General features: G+C 37.5%; 19 protein-coding genes. 12 read left to right on the top strand and 7 right to left on the bottom strand.

The window, feature by feature from the left end:
• The first annotated feature begins 9 nt into the window (after positions 1 to 9).
• The 5 genes from ACFPYN_RS16465 to ACFPYN_RS16485 all read left to right on the top strand — a co-directional run bounded on the left by ACFPYN_RS16465 (position 10) and on the right by ACFPYN_RS16485 (position 3,263).
• Positions 10 to 444, top strand: a complete 435-nt coding sequence (locus ACFPYN_RS16465) for a DUF4234 domain-containing protein (protein WP_377735660.1) — start codon at positions 10 to 12, stop codon at positions 442 to 444.
• Between the two features lie 28 nt (positions 445 to 472).
• Positions 473 to 1,081 (top strand): hypothetical protein, encoded by a 609-nt coding sequence (locus ACFPYN_RS16470; RefSeq protein ID WP_377735661.1) that lies wholly within the window; start codon positions 473 to 475, stop codon positions 1,079 to 1,081.
• Between the two features lie 88 nt (positions 1,082 to 1,169).
• Positions 1,170 to 1,562, top strand: a complete 393-nt coding sequence (locus tag ACFPYN_RS16475) for a pilus assembly protein (protein WP_377735663.1) — start codon at positions 1,170 to 1,172, stop codon at positions 1,560 to 1,562.
• Positions 1,559 to 2,203 (top strand): hypothetical protein, encoded by a 645-nt coding sequence (locus ACFPYN_RS16480; protein WP_377735664.1) that lies wholly within the window; start codon positions 1,559 to 1,561, stop codon positions 2,201 to 2,203. Before ACFPYN_RS16475 ends, ACFPYN_RS16480 begins: the two co-directional genes overlap by 4 nt.
• A 199-nt stretch (positions 2,204 to 2,402) precedes the next feature.
• Entirely contained in the window at positions 2,403 to 3,263 is an 861-nt protein-coding gene (locus ACFPYN_RS16485; protein WP_377735665.1) for a hypothetical protein, read from the top strand.
• 46 nt (positions 3,264 to 3,309) lie between these two features.
• Here ACFPYN_RS16485 and ACFPYN_RS16490 read toward each other — a convergent pair whose 3' ends face one another.
• Positions 3,310 to 4,803 (bottom strand): glycine betaine uptake BCCT transporter, encoded by a 1,494-nt coding sequence (locus ACFPYN_RS16490; protein ID WP_377735666.1) that lies wholly within the window; start codon positions 4,801 to 4,803, stop codon positions 3,310 to 3,312.
• 493 nt (positions 4,804 to 5,296) lie between these two features.
• Complete coding sequence (locus ACFPYN_RS16495) at positions 5,297 to 5,527, bottom strand: helix-turn-helix domain-containing protein (RefSeq protein WP_377735667.1); 231 nt, start codon at positions 5,525 to 5,527, stop codon at positions 5,297 to 5,299.
• Between the two features lie 102 nt (positions 5,528 to 5,629).
• On the opposite strand from ACFPYN_RS16495, the gene ACFPYN_RS16500 reads away from it, so the two are divergent.
• The 7 genes from ACFPYN_RS16500 to ACFPYN_RS16530 all read left to right on the top strand — a co-directional run bounded on the left by ACFPYN_RS16500 (position 5,630) and on the right by ACFPYN_RS16530 (position 14,616).
• Positions 5,630 to 6,508 (top strand): EamA family transporter, encoded by an 879-nt coding sequence (locus ACFPYN_RS16500; RefSeq protein WP_377735668.1) that lies wholly within the window; start codon positions 5,630 to 5,632, stop codon positions 6,506 to 6,508.
• Between the two features lie 285 nt (positions 6,509 to 6,793).
• Positions 6,794 to 7,486, top strand: a complete 693-nt coding sequence (locus ACFPYN_RS16505; RefSeq protein WP_377735669.1) for a response regulator transcription factor — start codon at positions 6,794 to 6,796, stop codon at positions 7,484 to 7,486.
• A 157-nt stretch (positions 7,487 to 7,643) separates the two neighbouring features.
• Positions 7,644 to 9,830, top strand: a complete 2,187-nt coding sequence (locus ACFPYN_RS16510) for a histidine kinase dimerization/phospho-acceptor domain-containing protein (RefSeq protein WP_377735670.1) — start codon at positions 7,644 to 7,646, stop codon at positions 9,828 to 9,830.
• Between the two features lie 257 nt (positions 9,831 to 10,087).
• Positions 10,088 to 11,110 (top strand): potassium channel family protein, encoded by a 1,023-nt coding sequence (locus ACFPYN_RS16515; protein ID WP_377735672.1) that lies wholly within the window; start codon positions 10,088 to 10,090, stop codon positions 11,108 to 11,110.
• A gap of 55 nt (positions 11,111 to 11,165) precedes the next feature.
• A complete protein-coding gene (locus tag ACFPYN_RS16520; RefSeq protein ID WP_377735674.1) occupies positions 11,166 to 12,938 on the top strand; it encodes a mechanosensitive ion channel in 1,773 nt (590 codons plus the stop codon).
• A gap of 602 nt (positions 12,939 to 13,540) precedes the next feature.
• Entirely contained in the window at positions 13,541 to 14,026 is a 486-nt protein-coding gene (locus ACFPYN_RS16525; protein ID WP_377735675.1) for a plastocyanin/azurin family copper-binding protein, read from the top strand.
• Between the two features lie 113 nt (positions 14,027 to 14,139).
• Positions 14,140 to 14,616 carry a DinB family protein gene (locus ACFPYN_RS16530; protein WP_377735676.1) on the top strand — a complete coding sequence of 159 codons (477 nt, stop codon included), beginning with the start codon at positions 14,140 to 14,142 and terminating at the stop codon, positions 14,614 to 14,616.
• Positions 14,617 to 15,104: 488 nt separating this feature from the next.
• Here ACFPYN_RS16530 and ACFPYN_RS16535 read toward each other — a convergent pair whose 3' ends face one another.
• The 5 genes from ACFPYN_RS16535 to ACFPYN_RS16555 all read right to left on the bottom strand — a co-directional run bounded on the left by ACFPYN_RS16535 (position 15,105) and on the right by ACFPYN_RS16555 (position 18,672).
• Positions 15,105 to 15,743 (bottom strand): response regulator, encoded by a 639-nt coding sequence (locus ACFPYN_RS16535; RefSeq protein WP_377735677.1) that lies wholly within the window; start codon positions 15,741 to 15,743, stop codon positions 15,105 to 15,107.
• Complete coding sequence (locus ACFPYN_RS16540; RefSeq protein WP_377735678.1) at positions 15,718 to 16,779, bottom strand: sensor histidine kinase; 1,062 nt, start codon at positions 16,777 to 16,779, stop codon at positions 15,718 to 15,720. The genes ACFPYN_RS16535 and ACFPYN_RS16540 overlap by 26 nt, the downstream gene beginning before the upstream one ends.
• A complete protein-coding gene (liaF, locus tag ACFPYN_RS16545; protein WP_377735680.1) occupies positions 16,776 to 17,480 on the bottom strand; it encodes a cell wall-active antibiotics response protein LiaF in 705 nt (234 codons plus the stop codon). The genes ACFPYN_RS16540 and liaF overlap by 4 nt, the downstream gene beginning before the upstream one ends.
• Before the next feature lie 174 nt (positions 17,481 to 17,654).
• The gene (locus ACFPYN_RS16550; RefSeq protein ID WP_377735683.1) at positions 17,655 to 18,302 is read right to left on the bottom strand and encodes a PspA/IM30 family protein; all 648 of its coding nucleotides are present in this window, start codon (positions 18,300 to 18,302) and stop codon (positions 17,655 to 17,657) included.
• Between the two features lie 13 nt (positions 18,303 to 18,315).
• Positions 18,316 to 18,672 carry a lmo0954 family membrane protein gene (locus tag ACFPYN_RS16555; protein WP_377735684.1) on the bottom strand — a complete coding sequence of 119 codons (357 nt, stop codon included), beginning with the start codon at positions 18,670 to 18,672 and terminating at the stop codon, positions 18,316 to 18,318.
• Between the last annotated feature and the right edge of the window lie 160 nt (positions 18,673 to 18,832).

Genomic DNA, 18,832 nt, shown 5'->3' on the forward strand with positions numbered 1-18,832 from the left:
GTTGCATAGATGGTCAGCAAAGTTGAAAATAAAGCTCCTGAAAAGAAAATCAAAAAGATAAATGTCTTTTTAATGGTGATTTTATCTTTCATCACAATGGGAACATATATTGGCTATTGGTTTGTAAAAAGAAGTAAGGACATTGAAAGGTTAGAGCTTAATCACCACGTGTCATTCGGAACTTGGAAATTGTTTACTGGCCTTTCTTTAGGAATGTTACTTATCCAATTATTTGGTGGGATGATTTTAAGCGAAGTAGGATTATTAACAATGGATTCTATAAATATGATGTTTTCATTTCTATTTGTTGGCATCTTGTATTATTCCGTATTTAGAATTAAAGAAGTAATCGAAGAAAACTCTGAAATTGAATTTAACAAATATGCCTTATTTTTCATGCATATCTACTATGTACAATACAAATTAAATCGAACATCCCTGTAAAACTGGTGTTCTAAAAGAGGTGTAACTATTGGAAACCCAAAAAATGACTACAAAGAGCGTTTCATTTACTAACAACCGCATTTTCATAACGTTTGCACTGTTTCTGCTGCTGGGCTTGCCAGCGAGTTTCATTCCTGAAGAAACATATCTAAAATGGTTATTGATCAATTTCAGCATTGCTGTGCTTCTGACAGTAGTTAATTACATGATTTGGACGAAACAGAAGAATGATAGCAAAAGGTATTTTTCACTACACTCTTTTGTGATGATGCTCGGTTTGGCATTTTACGCAACATCTCCAATATTAAGATTAATTTACCCTTCCATGTATTTTTGGATTCTTTTAGGTGGGTTGATTCTGTACACTGTTTTCCTACTTTCGAAGTACGATGCAATTGCTGGTGGACTATTAAATCCTAGAAAAAAAGGGTTCAAATTATTGGTTTTTTCCTTTTTTTCTATCGTCTTTGTAGCGGGAAGTAGCATATGGGGTTATATGCTAGCATCAGATGCTGCACCGGTAAATGAAGTGGCTATTATCATGTTTTTCTTGGGACTCTTCTTATTGATGGTAGCACCGTCAATGCTTGTCACACCAAAGCGTGCAGAAGAATTGAAAGCTCCAGAACATAATTAATAAAACTGTAAAGTTGTTTAAGAGCATGTTAATAAAATGGCTGCAAGAATGAATGAGAACTTGTAATTTAAAAAGATGAGGTGATTGTATGAAGGGTATTAAAGCTATAAGAAATGAAAAAGGTGCTTTAAGCATAGAATTTTTAGGGATTCTTCCTTTCTATTTCATGTTCTTCGTACTGCTATGGCAAGTCGTTGCTTCCGGTTATGCGATCATGAGCTTAAAATCTGCAGCCAACGATGGTGCATCTGTGTATGCAATGTCGGAAGATATAGGTGAGGCTGAAAATACGGTTATGCAATCAATCGGTGGTAGTGCGCTTTTAACAGGCGCCAGTGTCTCGATTAGCCCTCAAGGAAACGGTACTTTTACTTTATCAGTAAGTGCTCAACATCCACTTGTTTTTGTACCAACTGAGTGGAAAACTAAAACTGCCGTTTCGCTCAATTCAAAAGCTGCAGGTAAGGTGTTTGTTCCATGAAATATTTAAGTAATGATAGAGGTAACTCTGCTTTTTATTTGATTTGGATTATTGGTATTTCAGCAGTTATTTTCGTTATTGTGGTGAATATTGCCAAAGTTTATGTGGTCAAACAACATGCAGCTACTGCTACTCAACAAGCAGCTTTTGCTGGAACGGTCGTTTTATTGGAAGCGACACAAGAAGGAATCGAAAGTTTTGATAGTGATTTAACAAAGTCTGCAGCTCAAAAAGTAATAGATAAAGGTAAATCGATTGAAGATCAGATTGATGAAAAAGTGGACGAATTTGTCGAGCAAGATGAAGATCTTCAAATAGCTTACATCAAAGCTTATAATTTGGTTCTTCCTGAAAAAATAGAAAAACATCCTCAATTTAAAAAAGAAATGGCAGATACTTTTAGAAATTCTGGACTTAGTGGGAAGTTACTTAGTATAGTCCAATCAACGATCACAGCAAACGAAGCGAATGCCGAATCAGTTGAAGTATTGCTATCCGATACGAAATGGCGTGTAGAAGTTACAGCAGATGCTACGTATAAGACGATTACAGATGGAACCTACCTAAAGTCATTCACTTCCGATATTAAGCAAAAAGGAATAGGACCATCACTTCAATATCTGGAAAGTATACCTTTCTAATGAATCAGTCCTGGTAAATCCATGAGGACTGATTTTTTTCGTGTAAAATTGATTATGCTCAAATGAATCCACTGATAATATTGGAGCTTCGCTTTTATTATTTGGTTAGTAAGATGTTTGAAATTATTGTGTCTGCTTTTATGGTGCCAAAAGAAAATGTTGAAAGACTTTAATATAAAAAAGATAAGGGGGTGAAAGGATGACAAAAGTAGTCGGCTACGCATTCATATTATTTGGGATAGTTATGGGCATTTATAGCACAAGTCAACTTTTTTCGGAATTATGGTTTGCCATATTTATGATCGTTGTTTTTTCGTATGGTCCATACCTTGTGGGCAATAAGTTGAGATTGTCTACTAAAGATTTCAAGAAAAGTTTTTGGCAACTTACTGGAGCTTTTATTGTCGGAGTGATTTTGACACCAGGTTTTCTATTGTATATACAAAATCAAAGTGATGTGTTGGAGAAGATTTATGATGCTGAAAGTGAATTCTACTTTTTTAAATCAGGAACCGGAAGTAATGTAGCAATTGTTTTTGCAGTATTTTTTGTTCTAATTACTTCACTCGGATACAGAGTGGCAAACGGATGGAAAGCGGGAGGGCATCTACTCACAGGATCGATTGTCGCATTGGCTCTATTCTTTTTCGTTTATCAATATATGACATTTGATTCGTATAGCGGCATCCACAAGGAGCGAGGATATGTGAGTAAAGCGTGGAATGAAGAAGAAATAGGATTATCGTTTGGATCGATTAAAGAGTTCAGGATTGTACCGTATGTCCGATATGGCGCCGTTAGTAATCCATCTGAGGAAACAGAATTTATGTGGCGATTAATTATTGTCCCGCTGGACGGGAAAGAATTTGTATACAACAGACAATCGATTGATGGGAACTGGTTGTCACAAACAAAAGCACTGCAGGAAAAAGCAACGAAAGAGCATATTCTTTTCACGGTCATTCCTATGGATGCTAACACATACAAATGGTATCAAACTGAATTAGAATTGACTGAAGTAAATCCAAAACCTTATAACGAATTTTTTGGAATCAAATAAAAAGCCAATCACTCAAGAGAACTGAGTGATTGGCTTTAATTTATGATTATGATTTAGAAATTTTCATTCTTTTTACTTCATCAGTAAGAGATTTATACAAGGATACCATCATCAGTACCATGATCAAGGAGAATGGGAAGGCGGCTACAATTAACAGGTTCTGCAAGGCGCTTAAGCCATCTGCTGATAATAAAATTACTGCAATTGAAGATTGTGCAATTCCCCAAACAACTTTTACCATGTTTGATGGATTTAACGAACCATTAGTTGTTTGCATTCCTAGCACGAATGTTGCCGAGTCTGCTGATGTGATAAAGAATGTACTGATCAAGATGACCGCAATAATCGATAACACCATAGACATAGGCAATTCATTGAAGACAGCAAATAATGTTTCTTCCGTTTTTAACCCAGTTAAATCAGTTACTTTTTGTTGAATGTTTATTGCCGTTGAACCAAATGCTGCGAACCAGAAGAAACTCACTAGGGATGGTATTAACAGTACCCCAATTAAGAATTCTCGAATAGTACGTCCTTTTGATACACGTGCAATAAAGATTCCGACGAATGGTGACCAAGAAATCCACCAAGCCCAGTAGAAAATCGTCCAACCGTTAATCCATTCACGATTTCCTGCATCAAGAGGTGCCGCGCTGAAACTCATGCGAACTACATTTTGTAAATAGCTACCTAAAGAATCAGTAAACATGTTGAAAATTAATAATGTCGGTCCAAGGATGACAACTAAGGCTAAAAGAGTAACCGCTAATATCATATTCGCATTGGATAAATACTTAATGCCTTTACTTAATCCTGACCAAGCCGAAATTAAGAATAATACTGTTACGACAGCGATAATAACAACTTTCACCCAGTATTCATTTGGAATACCGAAAATATAAGATAATCCACCGTTAATTTGAATAGCACCAAAGCCAAGAGTAGTGGCAACTCCCACGACCGTTGCGAAAACGGCGAAAACATCTACTAACACGCCCCAAGGACCGTTCATTTTGTCTCCGAAAATCGGCTTCAATGTTGCTGAAATTAACCCAGGCTCTCCTTTACGGAACTGGAAATAAGCGAGTGCTAAAGCGACAATCGCATAAATGGCCCATGCATGTAATCCCCAATGGAAAAACGTGTAACGCATGGATTCTCTAAAGGCATTTCTTGTTTCTGGATCAGCCGTTGCAGGACTAATTGCATAATGAGATAGCGGTTCTGCAGCTCCCCAAAACACAAGTCCAATACCCATACCAGCTGAAAATAGCATGGAGAACCAAGAAATTCTTGAATACTCAGGTCGATCTGTATCCTTACCTAAACGGATTTTACCAAAAGGACTTACAATAACAATTATAGTGAAAAGCACCATAAGTGAAACGACGCTTAAGTAATACCATCCGAAGTTAGTAGTAATAAAAGATTGCATTGTTCCTGTTAGTTTTTCGAAACTAGTAGGTGCGAATGCTCCAAACCCTACGGCTAACGCAACTAATGCTAACGCATACCAAAATACATTTGTAATATTCTTCATGTTTCCCCCTCAAGTCTCTTGTTTATTTTGTGACACAATGGTTCACACTACGCAACTTATTGGTTAATGTCAAATGACCATGTACCATAAGTGTAGGTAAACGATCAATATTATAGTCATATTAACCTGAAAGGTCACTAGTTATTAATACCTGTTTATTAAGATAGTTAAACCTTGTAATAGTTGGGAATTTAGGAGTTTTCTTCAATGTGAATTATTTTGATGTAACTCCTTGAATCAAACTAAGTAATGGATTCAAGGAGTTTACCGTCGGGGTTAGACTTATTAGAGTTTTTCGAGTTCATTGTTCTATAAGTCGGATATCTTCTTTTCGATGTCTAGATCTATGCGCCAGCTCACAACTAATGGCAGCAGGAAGTTGGGGTATGAAGGTCGCGAACTTAACCTTCCTTCCTCAAATGTGAAAGCAAGCTGTTCAATCGAATCTCTTGCTGCCCCGGTGATGAGTTAAAGTAATGCTTTACCTTTCATGTCAGTCTTCGTCTTTCACGTCGATGTCATCTGGAATAGGCGTATTGCGCCATTCATCGATTTGGCGTTTGACGTCTTCAACTTGTTCCAAGTGACGTTCGAATTGAGATTGGTTAATTAAATATTGTTCCCCATCATGGACTGATTTTATGCGTCCGTCTAATACATAACGACGTACTTGTTGTTCAGGCATGCTTAAAAAATCAGCAGTTTCTTCTATTGATAAATACACAGGCGACACACTCCTTTTTCTTCATTATAGTTTACGAAATAGCGTATCTCAATATACATAAAATATGGTAAAGTACAGTCAACAACTACTTGAGGTGACTTTATGAAAACGGTGATCCCTTACTTCCTTGTTTTACTAGCTGCTGTGTTATGGGGCACAACTGGAACAGCTCAAACCTATTTACCGCAAAATGCTCAACCTTTAACCATTGGTGCATCTCGATTAGCAATAGGTGGATTTTCATTATTAATTATTATGATTCTAATGAAAAAAATCAATTTCCGCACGTGGCCGTGGAAAACAACGATTGTTGCAGCTCTATGTATGGCTTTATTTCAACCCTTGTTTTTTACTTCAGTCCGAGTTACGGGAATAGCTATTGGAACAGTAGTTGCAATTGGTAGTGCACCAATCTTTTCGGGTTTGATTGAGTGGTTTTACCTCAAATTGAGACCGTCTCGTGCATGGATAATGGCTACGGCACTTTCAGTTATCGGATGTAGCCTATTATTTTTAAACAAAGATGCATTAACGGTGAATCCACTGGGAGTAACTTTATCACTAATAGCTGGTTTTGTATTTGCCATATATACAATTGTTAGTAAAGCGCTATTAGCAAAAGTCGAAGCAATTCCAGCAGTTGCTATGACATTTTCAATAAGTGCGATTATGTTAATGCCCTTTTTATTTATTTTTGATAGTTCATGGGTTACTGAACCAGCTAATATAGCAACCATTTTATACTTAGGTTTTATGACAACAAGTGTTGCGTATATTCTCTATTTAAAAGGTCTTCAAAAAGTACCTTCCTCATCTGCAGTAACTTTATCTCTGGGAGAACCTTTAACTGCTGCTGTCCTAAGTGTGTTTATTGTAGGGGAAGTGTTAAGTGCAGTTTCTTGGGTCGGAGTGCTTCTTCTACTCGGAGGAATTGTCGTATTAACATTCAGTGGAAGAAAACGAGCAAAAAAAATCGAATAAATGAAAAGTGTCTCTGTCCCTAGAGACACTTTTTTAACTTTTTCGTGGAATATATGGGCGAAGCGGATTAAATCGCAGCCCAAGCCGATTAAAATGGATATCAAGCGGAATAAACCACCAATGAAGCCGAATAAACAGAAGGCGGAGCCGATTATATCACCAATGGAACACTCGAAAGAGATAGCAACTTCATTTCTTAAGAAAATCTTCACTTTTATGCTAACTGTTTGTTAAGAATTGGTGGATACAATTGGTATTATAAGAAGTAGAGAAGAGGTGCAGCGGATGACACAATTTACGGTACTCGTAACGGATGACGATCAAGACATTCGAGATGGGATAGAAATTTATTTGAAAAATGAAGGTTACCGGGTCTTAAAAGCTTCGGATGGCTTAGAAGCATTAACGATATTAGAAACTAATGATGTTCATTTAATTCTTCTCGATATTATGATGCCAAATATGGACGGCATTCAAGCTACATTTAAAATTCGCTCAGAGCGCAATATTCCTATCATCATGTTAAGTGCTAAGGCCGAAGACTCCGATAAAATACATGGCTTATCCGTTGGAGCAGATGATTATGTCACGAAGCCATTTCATCCCATGGAGCTCATGGCAAGAGTGAAGTCACAGTTACGCCGCTACGTGCACCTCGGAACATTTAAAGAACAGAAATCAACGATTCAAATAGATGGACTTTCACTCGACATGGAGTCTAAAGAAGTAACACTCGATGGAGAATCCATCAGATTAACGCCGATAGAATACAAAATCACGGAGCTGTTAATGACAAATGCAGGCAGAGTGTTTTCAATTGGTGACATTTATCAACGCGTTTGGAACGAGCAGGCTTATAACGCAGAAAATATCGTCGCTGTTCATATACGTAAAATTCGAGAAAAAATCGAAACAGATCCTAAAAATCCTAGATATGTAAAGGTGGTGTGGGGCATTGGCTATAAAATCGAAAAGTAAGGCTTCGCATTGGTTATCCATTGTTGCACTCACTATCGGGATGCTTAGTCTCATGTATTGTTATTCGTTTATTCAACAATTGATTGAGCAAGGTTTTTTACACTCTAATCGAACCATGGTGCAATTGACGCGCATGTTGAAAGGAGGGGCTTAATCAATGAAGAATAGTGCATGGGTCTTTTTTGTTTTAATTAGTATCGTCTTATTTGCGGTTACCTCAGTCGTTTCTGTTGGACCAAAATACGTTGGTGGATCATATTATGAGTCTGGAAACTTCCAGGAGTCTTTTGATTATAAAATTCAAGAAATAGGACCAATTTTACTAAGTAGACTGGATGTTGATGAAGAAATTGAAAACCTACAAGTAGAGCCATACGAAGTAGAACAATACCGGGTTTATTATGGTTCCCAAATAGACCAGATAAGAATGGTTCAAGAACAATACCAAGAAATGATCAACGAAGCGGAACAAAATGGTGAAAGCGTTATAAAGGAAGAACTTGAAAAAGTCCGTGACAACAAAATCGCTGAAATACGGGAAATGGATGACGATACCGTTCGCGAAAAAATACTTTCTGCCAAAAAAGAAGTATTGCGTAAATATGATGCACATATTTCAAATGCCGTTTCACAAGTAAAGGTAAATCAACAATCACTTGCTTATAAATTGAAAAATGTTGAAACAGGTGAAAGTTTCGTATTTGGAGATATAAATGAAGAAGCAGCATATTCGAAAGTTTTCAACCAGAAAGAAGGATATTTGACCGTCTCTTCAATTGACCAAAATTATAGTCAGGAAAATGATGAGTTAGAAGCATTGTCGATTTACAATCTATACGAATTGGTTGGGGATGAGTCATCTCAATTTAGTGGCACGTTCATCATACCTAAAAACATGGTATCAAATGAACAGCTAGCAGAAATGCGTCATTACGAGCAAAGCAAATGGTATTTTATTGCAACTTGCATGTTGGGATTATTGTCAGCAGCGGGAGCTTTTTGGCTATATAGAAAGAAAAAAGTAGAAGTCCTTATTATTCCGATGCCTAACTGGATAAGACAGTTAAGCCTTGAATGGCGTATAGGAGGCATATTAGTTTCTGTATTTGGATTGTTTTGTACGTATTATCCATTAACGGAACGCATTGATGGCATGAGGTATGATCACCTAATTGGAGTTAATATAGTAAACACTGGATTGTTATATATCTTTTTGATTGTGTTCTTAACATTAACAATTGTTCAATTAATTTGGTTGTTTAACGACTTCCAAAATAATAATTTCAAACAACTATGGAAAAATAGCAGTATCCCAAAATTAACAGGCATGATTCAAGAAGTCTTTTTGAAGCGTTCTCTAGGAAACCAATTCGTGATGCTCTTGGTTGTCGTATTTTTAGCAGGGCTAGGTCTTGGAGGTGTAGTCATATTGCCGGTCCTAATCGTGGCATATGCACCACTTTTCGTATTAGTCTTTCTTCCTGCTATGTATTTACTAGTCAAACGCGTGGCCAATTACAACAAGCTAGCCATAGCTACTGAACAAATGGCAAAAGGACAATTAATTGGAGATATAGAGATTCGTGGGAAATCTGTTTTTGCAGAACATGCAAAACATTTGAATAAACTACGTGAAGGCGTGCGCATGTCACAGTCTGAACAAGCGAAAAGTGAACGTTTAAAAACGGAGTTGATTACAAATGTGAGTCATGATTTAAGAACACCGTTAACATCGATCATCACGTATACGGATTTATTGAAGAAACCTGACTTAACAAATGAAGAACGCCTATCGTATGTTGCCATTTTAGATCGTAAATCACAGCGGCTAAAAACATTGATTGAAGATCTATTTGAAGTATCAAAAATGGCTAGTGGCAATATGGAACTTCATAAACAAAAGGTTGATTTATCACAATTGATGCAACAGGCATTGGCTGAACATGAGGAAGAAATTCAAGGAGCTAATTTAGATTTCCGCGTAACTCCTCCTGCTAAATCTTTACACGCTTATGTAGATGGGCAAAAATGGTGGCGAGTACTGGATAATCTTATCGTCAATTCAATTAAATATACGTTACCTGGAACACGTGTTTATGTAACTTTAAAAGAAGAAGATGGTTGTGCATTATTTATAATTAAGAATGTCACTAGATATGAACTTGGTGAAGATGTGGATGAATTATTTGAACGGTTCAAACGTGCAGATACATCGCGTCATACAGAAGGATCAGGGTTAGGCTTAGCCATTTCACAGTCTATTGTAGACTTGCATGGCGGATCCATGCGCATTGAGTTGGATGGGGATTTATTTAAAGTCACCGTGTCAATTCAGACCATTTAAGTAGTACTTACTTTATTCAAACCTAAAAAGAACCCAAATCGCAATTCGATTGGGTTCTTTTTAGTGTTAAGAAACTAAAAGTTAGATTCGAAATGTGAATAATACATAATTGGTCGATTAGTCACGATTACGAACAACTTCTACTTAATTAATAATATTATCCATAAATTACCGCGCGATAAATTGATGGAACCGTGTTAAAAAGATGCAAATGGGGTATTTAAAAGAAGGATGAAAAAAAATGAGTGGGTGATTACATGAATACATCGAAATGGATGGACTTACGCACGCGGTTCCGTCATATATTATTCGCTATCATAGGCTTAATTATTTTGGTGGTTGTCGCTACAAGTGGTTTTATGGCTCTAGAAAATATAGCTTTATTCGATGCTTTTTATTTAACGATTATTTCCTTAATGACTGTAGGATACGGGGATATAGTTCCGGAAACGGACGCAGGAAAAACATTCGCATTGATACTAATCCCTCTAGGTGTTGCTGTCGTGACATACGCAATGGGTGCAGTTGCTTCTTATTTCATTGAACATCAACTTTCAGTAAAGGTGTGGAATAAACGAATGGAACATACAATTAAACATTTGGAAGGTCATATCGTTGTTTGTGGATTAGGTAGAGTTGGTAAACAAGTGTTTGAACAATTAAAAGAAGAGGATGTACAAGTCGTTTACATTCATGATTCTGAAGAAGAAATGGTTGAAGTTTTGTCAGAAGGAGCACTACGAATAATAGGTAGCCCGTTAGATGATGGAGTATTAAAAGAAGCAAATGTTGAAAAAGCGAGAGGGTTAATCGCAACTTTACCTAGCGACTCAGACAATGTATTTATTACGATTAAAGCTAAAGCCTTAAATGAAAAGCTTGAAGTCGTGGCTCGAGCAGAAAACGCAGGGTCAGAAGAAGTATTGCTTCGAGCAGGAGCTAGTCGAGTAATAAATCCTTCTACCATTGGAGGTCGTGAATTAGTGAGTTCCGTATTGCGACCACAAGGTACTGATTTAGTTAACCTACTTATTCATACAAAAGAAAAAGAACAATCTTTAGAAGAAATATCTCTCGAAGATGCGTGCAAGTTAGTAGGTAAAACATTAAAAGAAGCAGCCATACGCTCAGAGATGGGTGTTACTGTATTAGCGATTCGTCGAGGAGACAAATTAATTAGCAATCCTTCAGCGGATGAAAAATTACAAGAAAAGGATATTCTCGTTATTTATGGAGAGAAAGATGCCAGTGAAGCGTTTAAAAAGGAATGCAGAGGGTAAAAGAAGATTGTTGAGTTATTACAAATAATTATGAATTTTCAAAGGAGGATACATGATGATGGATCAGTTTTATTGGAGAGATACACTCTCGTTTTTACCAGAACTTTTGCTAGCTTTGTTGGTATTATTAATTGGATTTTTTGTGGCAAAGTTCTTAGAAAATCTTACGTTTAAAGTATTACGTAAAGCTCGTGTAAACGAACGCTTAGGAAATAAGAATGAAAAATGGACAGTCGAAAAGATAATAAGCAAGGTCGTTTTCTTTGTTGTCTTAATTTTGGCGTTTGTTCTATTCTTTAACATTTTAAACTTAAATACTATGGCAGCACCTTTTGTATCTATGTATTCAGGCTTAACAGGTGCCGTATTAAACATTTTAAAAGCAGGCTTAATTCTATTATTTGCTTGGATATTGGCTACAGTTGTGAAAAAAGTCATTCAAATGGCTGGCAACAAGCTGAACTTAAACAAATATGTTGAGAAAACAGGAATGGATCCAAATCCAGCAGAACAAGCAAAATGGACAGATACAGCAGCTAATGTTGCATATTATCTTATTTTCTTGTTATTTATCCCAGCCATATTAAATGCGCTAGGAATTGACGGACTAAGTGGACCATTTGAAGGAATGTTAGCTAGCTTCTTTAACTTCATTCCGAAGTTAGTGTCTGCAGCGATTGTATTCTTTATTGGTTGGTTTGTTGCGAAACTAGTTCGTAACTTACTAGAGAAGTTTTTACAATCAGCAGGAGCAGATCGTTTAGCAGAACGTTTGAATATTTCTTCATTCTTTGAAGGTTCAAGCATTTCAAAAGTCGTAGGAATCATCGCGTTCATCTTAATTATGATTCCAGTATCAATTACTGCACTTGAAATTTTAGATTTAGACGGCATTTCAGGACCTGCAGTAGGGATGTTAAATGATATTTTAGGGATGTTACCGAAAATAGCAATTGCTATTGTTCTAGTATTAGTTGGTATCGTTGCAGCTAAATGGGTGAAAGATTTAGTAGTTTCATTACTTGAAAAACTGGGTGTCAACTCAATCTTCGGTAAAATGGGCTTCAAATCAGGAACTGGTTCAGCACCAACATTTGCAACACTATTAGGTACAGTTGTACAAGTTGTCATCATCTTATTGTTTGTAGTAGAAGCTTTACAACTACTTGAACTTGAATTCATGGTGACATTAGCAACAGGAATATTTGCATATTTACCTTCAGTTCTTGCTGCCATTATTATTCTAGCAGTTGGTTTCTGGTTAGCTAATCTTGCTGAACAATTAGTAGGAAGTGTGATGAGTCATTCTTCTGGCACACCTCATGTACTACGTTATGTAGCAAAATATGCGATTCTTGCATTCGCATTCTTTATGGCTTTAGATCAATTAGGTATTGCAGCTTCAATCATTAACTCAGCGTTTATTCTAATCTTAGGTGGCGTTGCATTAGCATTTGGCCTAGCATTTGGACTTGGCGGACGCGATCATGCGGCTCGTTACTTAAGCAAAATGGAAAAGAGTTTAGCAAATGCTGAAGTGTCAAAAGAGAACTATAAAGCTGAAAAAGAAACAATTAAAGAATCATTAAAAGAAACATTTAACACGAATAAAGATCCAGAACAAAAATTACGTGGGAATTCTGCTCATGTGGATGAAGCAAGACCTGTAAATGATGTCACGGTAGCTGATGAAGGCTACAACACACCTTCAACTGATGAAGTTCATCCTTATGATGAAACTCCACCAAATGAAGGAACTTCATTTAACAAAGATGCACATGACAGTTGGAACAGCACTAAACCAAGTGACGATCCATTCCGACCATAAGAAGTAATAAGTAAAAAGCAGTAACTCCCGGTATATGGGGTTGCTGCTTTTTTTGATGAAAAGAAGAGGTTAGGGTGAAAACTATGACGCTAATGACATATTGTGAAAGCAACAATATCAGAAATCACATGCCACGTAGTAAATATAGTCCATCACGTTGTAATTATGAGACTTCACGTAGGAAAAAAGGGGTCGACGTAGGAAAAAACTGCCCTGACGTAGGAAATATGTGATTCACGTCTGAAAACACGATCATATCCAAAAAGCCATCCAACAGAAAAGGCTGCCAGTCCTACCGGCAGCACCATTCAAGATTTTCCAATTACACTAAACATGCAGAAAACCTTTGAATACCCCCCAACGCTAGCGCTTATCGGGTTTTTCTGTGGGAGAGGTACTGTTTAATAGAGTGAGCTGTCGCTCAGTCTGACTTTTTGGGGTCCACGTCTGAAAAAATCAAGTTGACGTCTGAAAAAAAGGACCTCACGTCTGAAAAAACACCATTGACGTCTGAAACGCTCAAATTGATTTCGATATAATGTAATCTTTTTCCCGGGTTCTTTCGTTTACTAAGAAATGATAGATGAGAGGAAGGGATTTATATGAACAAGAAATTAGGCGTTTTACTTATTGGAGGCATGTTAGTGTTAGGAGCATGTGGAGAAGAAGAAGCACAACCTGCTGCTAATGAGCCTGTTGAAGAAGAGATGGAGACATCTGAAGAAGTTGTAGAAGAAGAGGTTGTAGAAGAAGAAGCAACAGAAGAAGAAACGGTTGAGGAAGAAGCGACAGAAGAAGAACCGATGACTGATGCAGCTGAAGCGGCAAGTGGGGAGGCATCTCCACTGTTGAAAAAAGGTGATATGACAAGCTTTGTCTTTAATGAAGCTGGAGAATTTAATGTATTTTGTGAACCACATCCAGTAATGAAGATGACGGTAGTTGTGGAAGAAGGTGCTACAACTTCTGGAGAAGTAGCTCTCGATATAGCTGATTATGCATTTAGTGAAAATATAACAGTGGCTCCAGGAACAGTAATCACTTGGACAAATCAAGACTCAGCACAACATAATGTGGCTTTTGAGTAAGTTATTTATTTAGAAGGACAGGGGGAAGAGACCCTGTCCTTTTATATTTCTATTTCTTTTTCCAAGTATTTCAGCTACGCTTACTTTATTCTGAACGTATGAGGTGGATGAATATGGAAACAATCAATCAAATGAAATTTGCACGAATGTATACAAACGGTCGTTTACAATCAGTGAAAGATGAACAATGGGATATTCAACCAGAAGGATTCAATAACACGATCCGCTGGAATGTTGGGCATATCTTTGTCTCAATGGAATCATTCATTAAAAAAAGCATTCCAACTTATGAGCCAGTCCATCCCGAATGGATTCCTCTATTTAAAGGCGGTTCAAAGCCAGAAGATTGGAATGTTGAACCACCAACAAATGAAGAACTTCTTGCAGCACTAGCAGAACAACCAAAACGAGTAGAAGAGATTTTATCAGGAAAAGTAGGCCAACCACTTCCTGAAGTCATGCCAATTGGCCCGCTTTATAAAATGGCAACGATTGATGCGGTAATTCAATTTGCAAGTTGGCACGAAGGAATCCATGCTGGTGTTATTTACGCACTGAATAAAGTAACCTCAGAAAAATCACGAAAATAGAGAGTGCTGTCTAATAAGTCCCAAATATGAAACAGGTGGAGAAAAACAACTCGTTTTTCTCCACCTGTTTTTATGTTTAATATTCTTCCTGTTGAAAGTAGCAGATTATGGGCTATTGCCGTAAGCCAATTCCATTTTGACTTTCGTTAGTAGTAACTTTCATTTTACAAAAAGCGATTATTATTTAGTATGTAACTTTATAAAGAATACGGTTGATTGTAGTGAAAGGCGGCGACTCCAGCGGGAATAGCATGAGCTGAAGACCCCGCAGACAAAGAGTTGTGCAAAAATAATTTTGCACAACTCTTTTGCGACGAAGCTAGCGTAGTGATGCAGGAGCAGATGTTTTTTGCTCGTCGAGGAGGCTGAGGCCATGCCCGCGGAAAGCGTCCGCCTGTAACGGAAACCAACCTTTACTAAGGAATTGTACCTTTATAAATTCTATTTTGTGTGCAATTTAGACTTCATAGCAATAGTAGGAAGGGGGTCTAACTTTTCGGCACTAACCCTTGTTGAAAGGCATAGACCACTGCTTGAGTACGGTCTTGCACATCAAGTTTAGATAATATATTACTTACATGAGTTTTGACGGTCTTCAAGGCAATAAATAATTCATCAGCAATGTTTTGATTACTGTGACCTTTTGCCATTAACAGTAAGATTTCATTTTCACGATCGGTTAACTCTTCATGAAGTGGACGGTCTATTCCTTGGCGCATACGTTTCATCATTTTATTCGTAACTTCAGGTTCCAACACCGTTTGGCCATCTAATGTTTCGCGAATGGCTTTGGCGAGTTGTTTAGCATTAGATGTTTTTAAGACATAGCTGACAGCGCCTGCTTCTAATGCTGGATACACTTTATCGTCGTCCAGGAAACTTGTGACAATCATGATTTTGGCTTCTGGCCATTGTGAAATGATCTCTTTCGTAGCTTCAGCCCCATTCATAATGGGCATGACCATATCCATCAACACAATATCAGGGCGAAGCGATAATACTAAATCTACGGCTTCTTTGCCATTAACTGCTTCGCCGATTACTTCCATGTCTGCTTGTGCTTGCAAGTAAGCAGACACGCCTATTCTGACCATTTCATGATCATCTACTAGCACGATTCGTATCATCAACTTCGACCCCTTTCTCAACAGGAACTTTAACTTCTACAATGGTGCCTTGTGATGGAACTGAAACAATTTTACTCGTTCCACCCATTTCAATCGCTCGTTCTTGTATGTGATGTAAGCCATAAGAACCCGCATTACCATCATCATCTTTCATAAAGCCGACTCCGTTATCTTGAACACGGAAAATGGCGAGTCCGTCACGTTCTACAAAAAGAATATCGACCTCACTAGCATTTGCATGTCGTAATGTATTGGATAACGTTTCTTGTGCGATACGGAATAAGTGATCTTCAGCGCCTTTTGAAAGGGCTACGTCTTCTAAACGGAAGCGAATGGTAAAATGAACTTTTTGTTGCAACTCGAAAAGTAATTCTTCGAGACCTTGTGCTAATGTTTTGTTGTGAAGTGCTGCTGGACGTAAGTGAAGTAGCAGTGCACGCATTTCAAGTTGCGCTTGTTGCACTATTTTTTCTGCTTGTGCCAATGGTTTTGGAATTTCTTCTGAATCATTTTCTTGCTGCTCAGTCATCGCTGATAACAACATGGAAGCGGCAAATAATTGCTGAGACACTGAATCATGAAGTTCCCGTGCTAACCGTTGACGCTCTTGAATGATGCGTTCTTGAATTCGTTTATCTTCGCCTTCTGCACGTTCGTCTGACATCCTTAACAAACTTTTCTTTTGAGTCGTAATTAACATGGATACTTCGCTAAGTGATTTCTTTAACTTAGAAGAAACCATTGGAACTTTGATGTCGCCGCTTTGTTGATCGGTAGTCAGAACAGATTGCATATAAGTTTCAATTGCACGTTCTCTTTTTCTAGCCAGTTGTGTGGTCGATAGGGCAACGCCCATACTAAGGACGAGTAATAATATGGCTAACCAAATAGCAATGGGCAAATTCGCTTCTTCTATTGACCAAAGAGGTAGCCAAGTCTCATAAGTTGGCCAACCCAAAAGGTAAGTTAATAAGGAAACTAGTAAAGTTGCAAGAAGTGAAAATAGTATAAAGCTTCGTCCGATAAATCCGCTCATTTACGAATCACCTCAACATCCCCAAGCCAAGTAGACACTGCAATAATAAGTTCTGAAGATGCGCTACCTTGTGCTTCGATATAGCCATTTTGAAGAACAATCGATTGATTCCATAAACGCTTTTTACTCGCACCAAAGATTCGAGCATCTCCTAGAAGTGTTGTGTAATGAATACGAACAGGAATTTCATAAGGAACGTGAATTCGTATTTTCCCTATACCTTGTCGAACGGATATTAGAGAGGTACCTTTTGGTAATACGGTTTGAGTAGCATCAATCGTAATGTTTCCATAGAAACCTTGTACATGAACATCCTTCCATTCGTATGCTTGAAAAGGGGTACTCTGAATCGAGAAGAGCTTATTTTGAATGAGTGCGTTAGGCGTTTCTGTTTCATCACCAAGAAATGGTTCGATAATTTGTTGTGTTTCATCGCCTTTCCAAAGTCGAATTAAAATATAGACGATGGTTGCAACAATAAATAAGCGCAGACTCCACATGGAAATCAGGGCAACCCCTAAAAAGGCAACACCGCTCCAGAAAAATAAACGACTTTTTCTTCGCAAACTGATATAAATTAACCCGACACCAAAAAGAACGAATAACACACTTCCATTATGAAAAAACATTACCTCTACAAAAACGAGTAGTAAGGCAGATAATAGCCAAAATGTAATGCGATCAGTTGGTATTCGTTGCATAGCTATTCCTCCTTTTTCGAAACGGGTGAGACGTAAACCGTAAAACGCCACTCTAGCTTAGTGCGAGATGCTGCTGGTAGCTTGGAAAGTAATTATCTTTTTTAGTAATTTGAAAAATGGAGAAGACGAGTGCCTTCTCCGCATTTCCTAGTGCCTAAAGCTTTTCCTTATAGTTTACACAATTTCATGTGTTGGTTGTTCTTTTTTTTCTAATTGCGCTAAACGACGTTCCATAGAAGAAACATCATGATCTTTCTCAATACGTTGACCAAGACGGTCAATATATTGTTCCATTTCGTCAAATGCGACTAAACGATTGTCGGCATTCTTCGATGATTCTGGTTGTAGCATACGGTCCATTTGGTGATGAGCGCGAGTAACGTTTTCTTTGCCCATTAATTGAAGCTGACGTACTTTCATATCTTTTACTTTATGTTTCATTTCTTCATATTTCTGTTCAAGCCCAAATAACTCCTCAGTTGTGCGCGAAATACTAGCTTGTAGAACTTCTGCTCGATTGGTATAGGCTGCAACTTCTGCTTTAGCAAAATCAATTAATTCACCTTCATTTGTTTGGTTTGCAAGTTCCAATTGTGTGGTTCGTTTTGCCAGCATCTCTTGAGATTCTTGTAGCTCTTTTTCAAGCTGTATTTTTAGTTGAGATTGTCTTTCGATCCACGTACCCGTTTTTTCTGTTTGTTTTTCGGCTTCGCGAATATATTGATTTAACATGGCAATGGGATTTTTTTGTTCCTTTTTATCAAAGGCGTTGTGTAAATCTGCTTCGAATGCATACTTAAATCGTTTCCATAATGTTGTCATGTGTGTTTCCTCCTTATTTGTTTAGTTCTTGCCATTGTTTTTCAAAATTTGTGAAAGGATCTGAAGAAAAGGCAGTTGCTTGATTAGAAAGTACAAGTGGTTGTTGTTTCCACTTTCGAACGACATACCATAAACCAACAAGCGCAAGAATTCCGAAGAAACCAGGTACATTTGCAACTGCAGATAGTAATCCAATAATTCCAACGGCTATCCATAACACTTTAGAAAGAGTGGATCCTCCTTTTAAATAGAAATGCATACCTGCGAAAACAAGCAAGGCAGATAGTGCAAGCCCAAGTAGCGATCCTAAATTGACCAGTGCTACAATTCCTGCAATTGTTCCGATAACAATTAATCCAAATTTTTTCATGTGTTTGTTTCTCCCTTCTATTTGTACATTTATCGTACCAATTCGTTTGAAATGTCTAAACGGTCTTAAAATGCATCTTTTGCTAAGACTTAAGACGTAGATAATTCTAAGATGAAGGTGGAATTTCGAATGAAACTTCTGTAAAATAAGAGTGAGTGAA

Origin of the sequence: Paenisporosarcina macmurdoensis, assembly GCF_042658845.1 — a bacterium.
Taxonomy (GTDB): domain Bacteria; phylum Bacillota; class Bacilli; order Bacillales_A; family Planococcaceae; genus Paenisporosarcina; species Paenisporosarcina macmurdoensis.

Bases quoted from the DNA above. Each gene is read 5' to 3' on its own strand.
- ACFPYN_RS16465 (WP_377735660.1), top strand. From the start codon at position 10: ATGGTCAGCAAAGTTGAAAATAAAGCTCCTGAAAAGAAAATCAAAAAG.
- ACFPYN_RS16535 (WP_377735677.1), bottom strand. From the start codon at position 15,743: ATGATACGAATCGTGCTAGTAGATGATCATGAAATGGTCAGAATAGGC.
- ACFPYN_RS16530 (WP_377735676.1), top strand. From the start codon at position 14,140: ATGGAAACAATCAATCAAATGAAATTTGCACGAATGTATACAAACGGT.
- ACFPYN_RS16500 (WP_377735668.1), top strand. From the start codon at position 5,630: ATGAAAACGGTGATCCCTTACTTCCTTGTTTTACTAGCTGCTGTGTTA.
- ACFPYN_RS16515 (WP_377735672.1), top strand. From the start codon at position 10,088: ATGAATACATCGAAATGGATGGACTTACGCACGCGGTTCCGTCATATA.
- ACFPYN_RS16540 (WP_377735678.1), bottom strand. From the start codon at position 16,779: ATGAGCGGATTTATCGGACGAAGCTTTATACTATTTTCACTTCTTGCA.
- ACFPYN_RS16510 (WP_377735670.1), top strand. From the start codon at position 7,644: ATGAAGAATAGTGCATGGGTCTTTTTTGTTTTAATTAGTATCGTCTTA.
- ACFPYN_RS16525 (WP_377735675.1), top strand. From the start codon at position 13,541: ATGAACAAGAAATTAGGCGTTTTACTTATTGGAGGCATGTTAGTGTTA.
- ACFPYN_RS16490 (WP_377735666.1), bottom strand. From the start codon at position 4,803: ATGAAGAATATTACAAATGTATTTTGGTATGCGTTAGCATTAGTTGCG.
- liaF (WP_377735680.1), bottom strand. From the start codon at position 17,480: ATGCAACGAATACCAACTGATCGCATTACATTTTGGCTATTATCTGCC.
- ACFPYN_RS16520 (WP_377735674.1), top strand. From the start codon at position 11,166: ATGATGGATCAGTTTTATTGGAGAGATACACTCTCGTTTTTACCAGAA.
- ACFPYN_RS16505 (WP_377735669.1), top strand. From the start codon at position 6,794: ATGACACAATTTACGGTACTCGTAACGGATGACGATCAAGACATTCGA.
- ACFPYN_RS16555 (WP_377735684.1), bottom strand. From the start codon at position 18,672: ATGAAAAAATTTGGATTAATTGTTATCGGAACAATTGCAGGAATTGTA.
- ACFPYN_RS16475 (WP_377735663.1), top strand. From the start codon at position 1,170: ATGAAGGGTATTAAAGCTATAAGAAATGAAAAAGGTGCTTTAAGCATA.
- ACFPYN_RS16480 (WP_377735664.1), top strand. From the start codon at position 1,559: ATGAAATATTTAAGTAATGATAGAGGTAACTCTGCTTTTTATTTGATT.
- ACFPYN_RS16550 (WP_377735683.1), bottom strand. From the start codon at position 18,302: ATGACAACATTATGGAAACGATTTAAGTATGCATTCGAAGCAGATTTA.
- ACFPYN_RS16485 (WP_377735665.1), top strand. From the start codon at position 2,403: ATGACAAAAGTAGTCGGCTACGCATTCATATTATTTGGGATAGTTATG.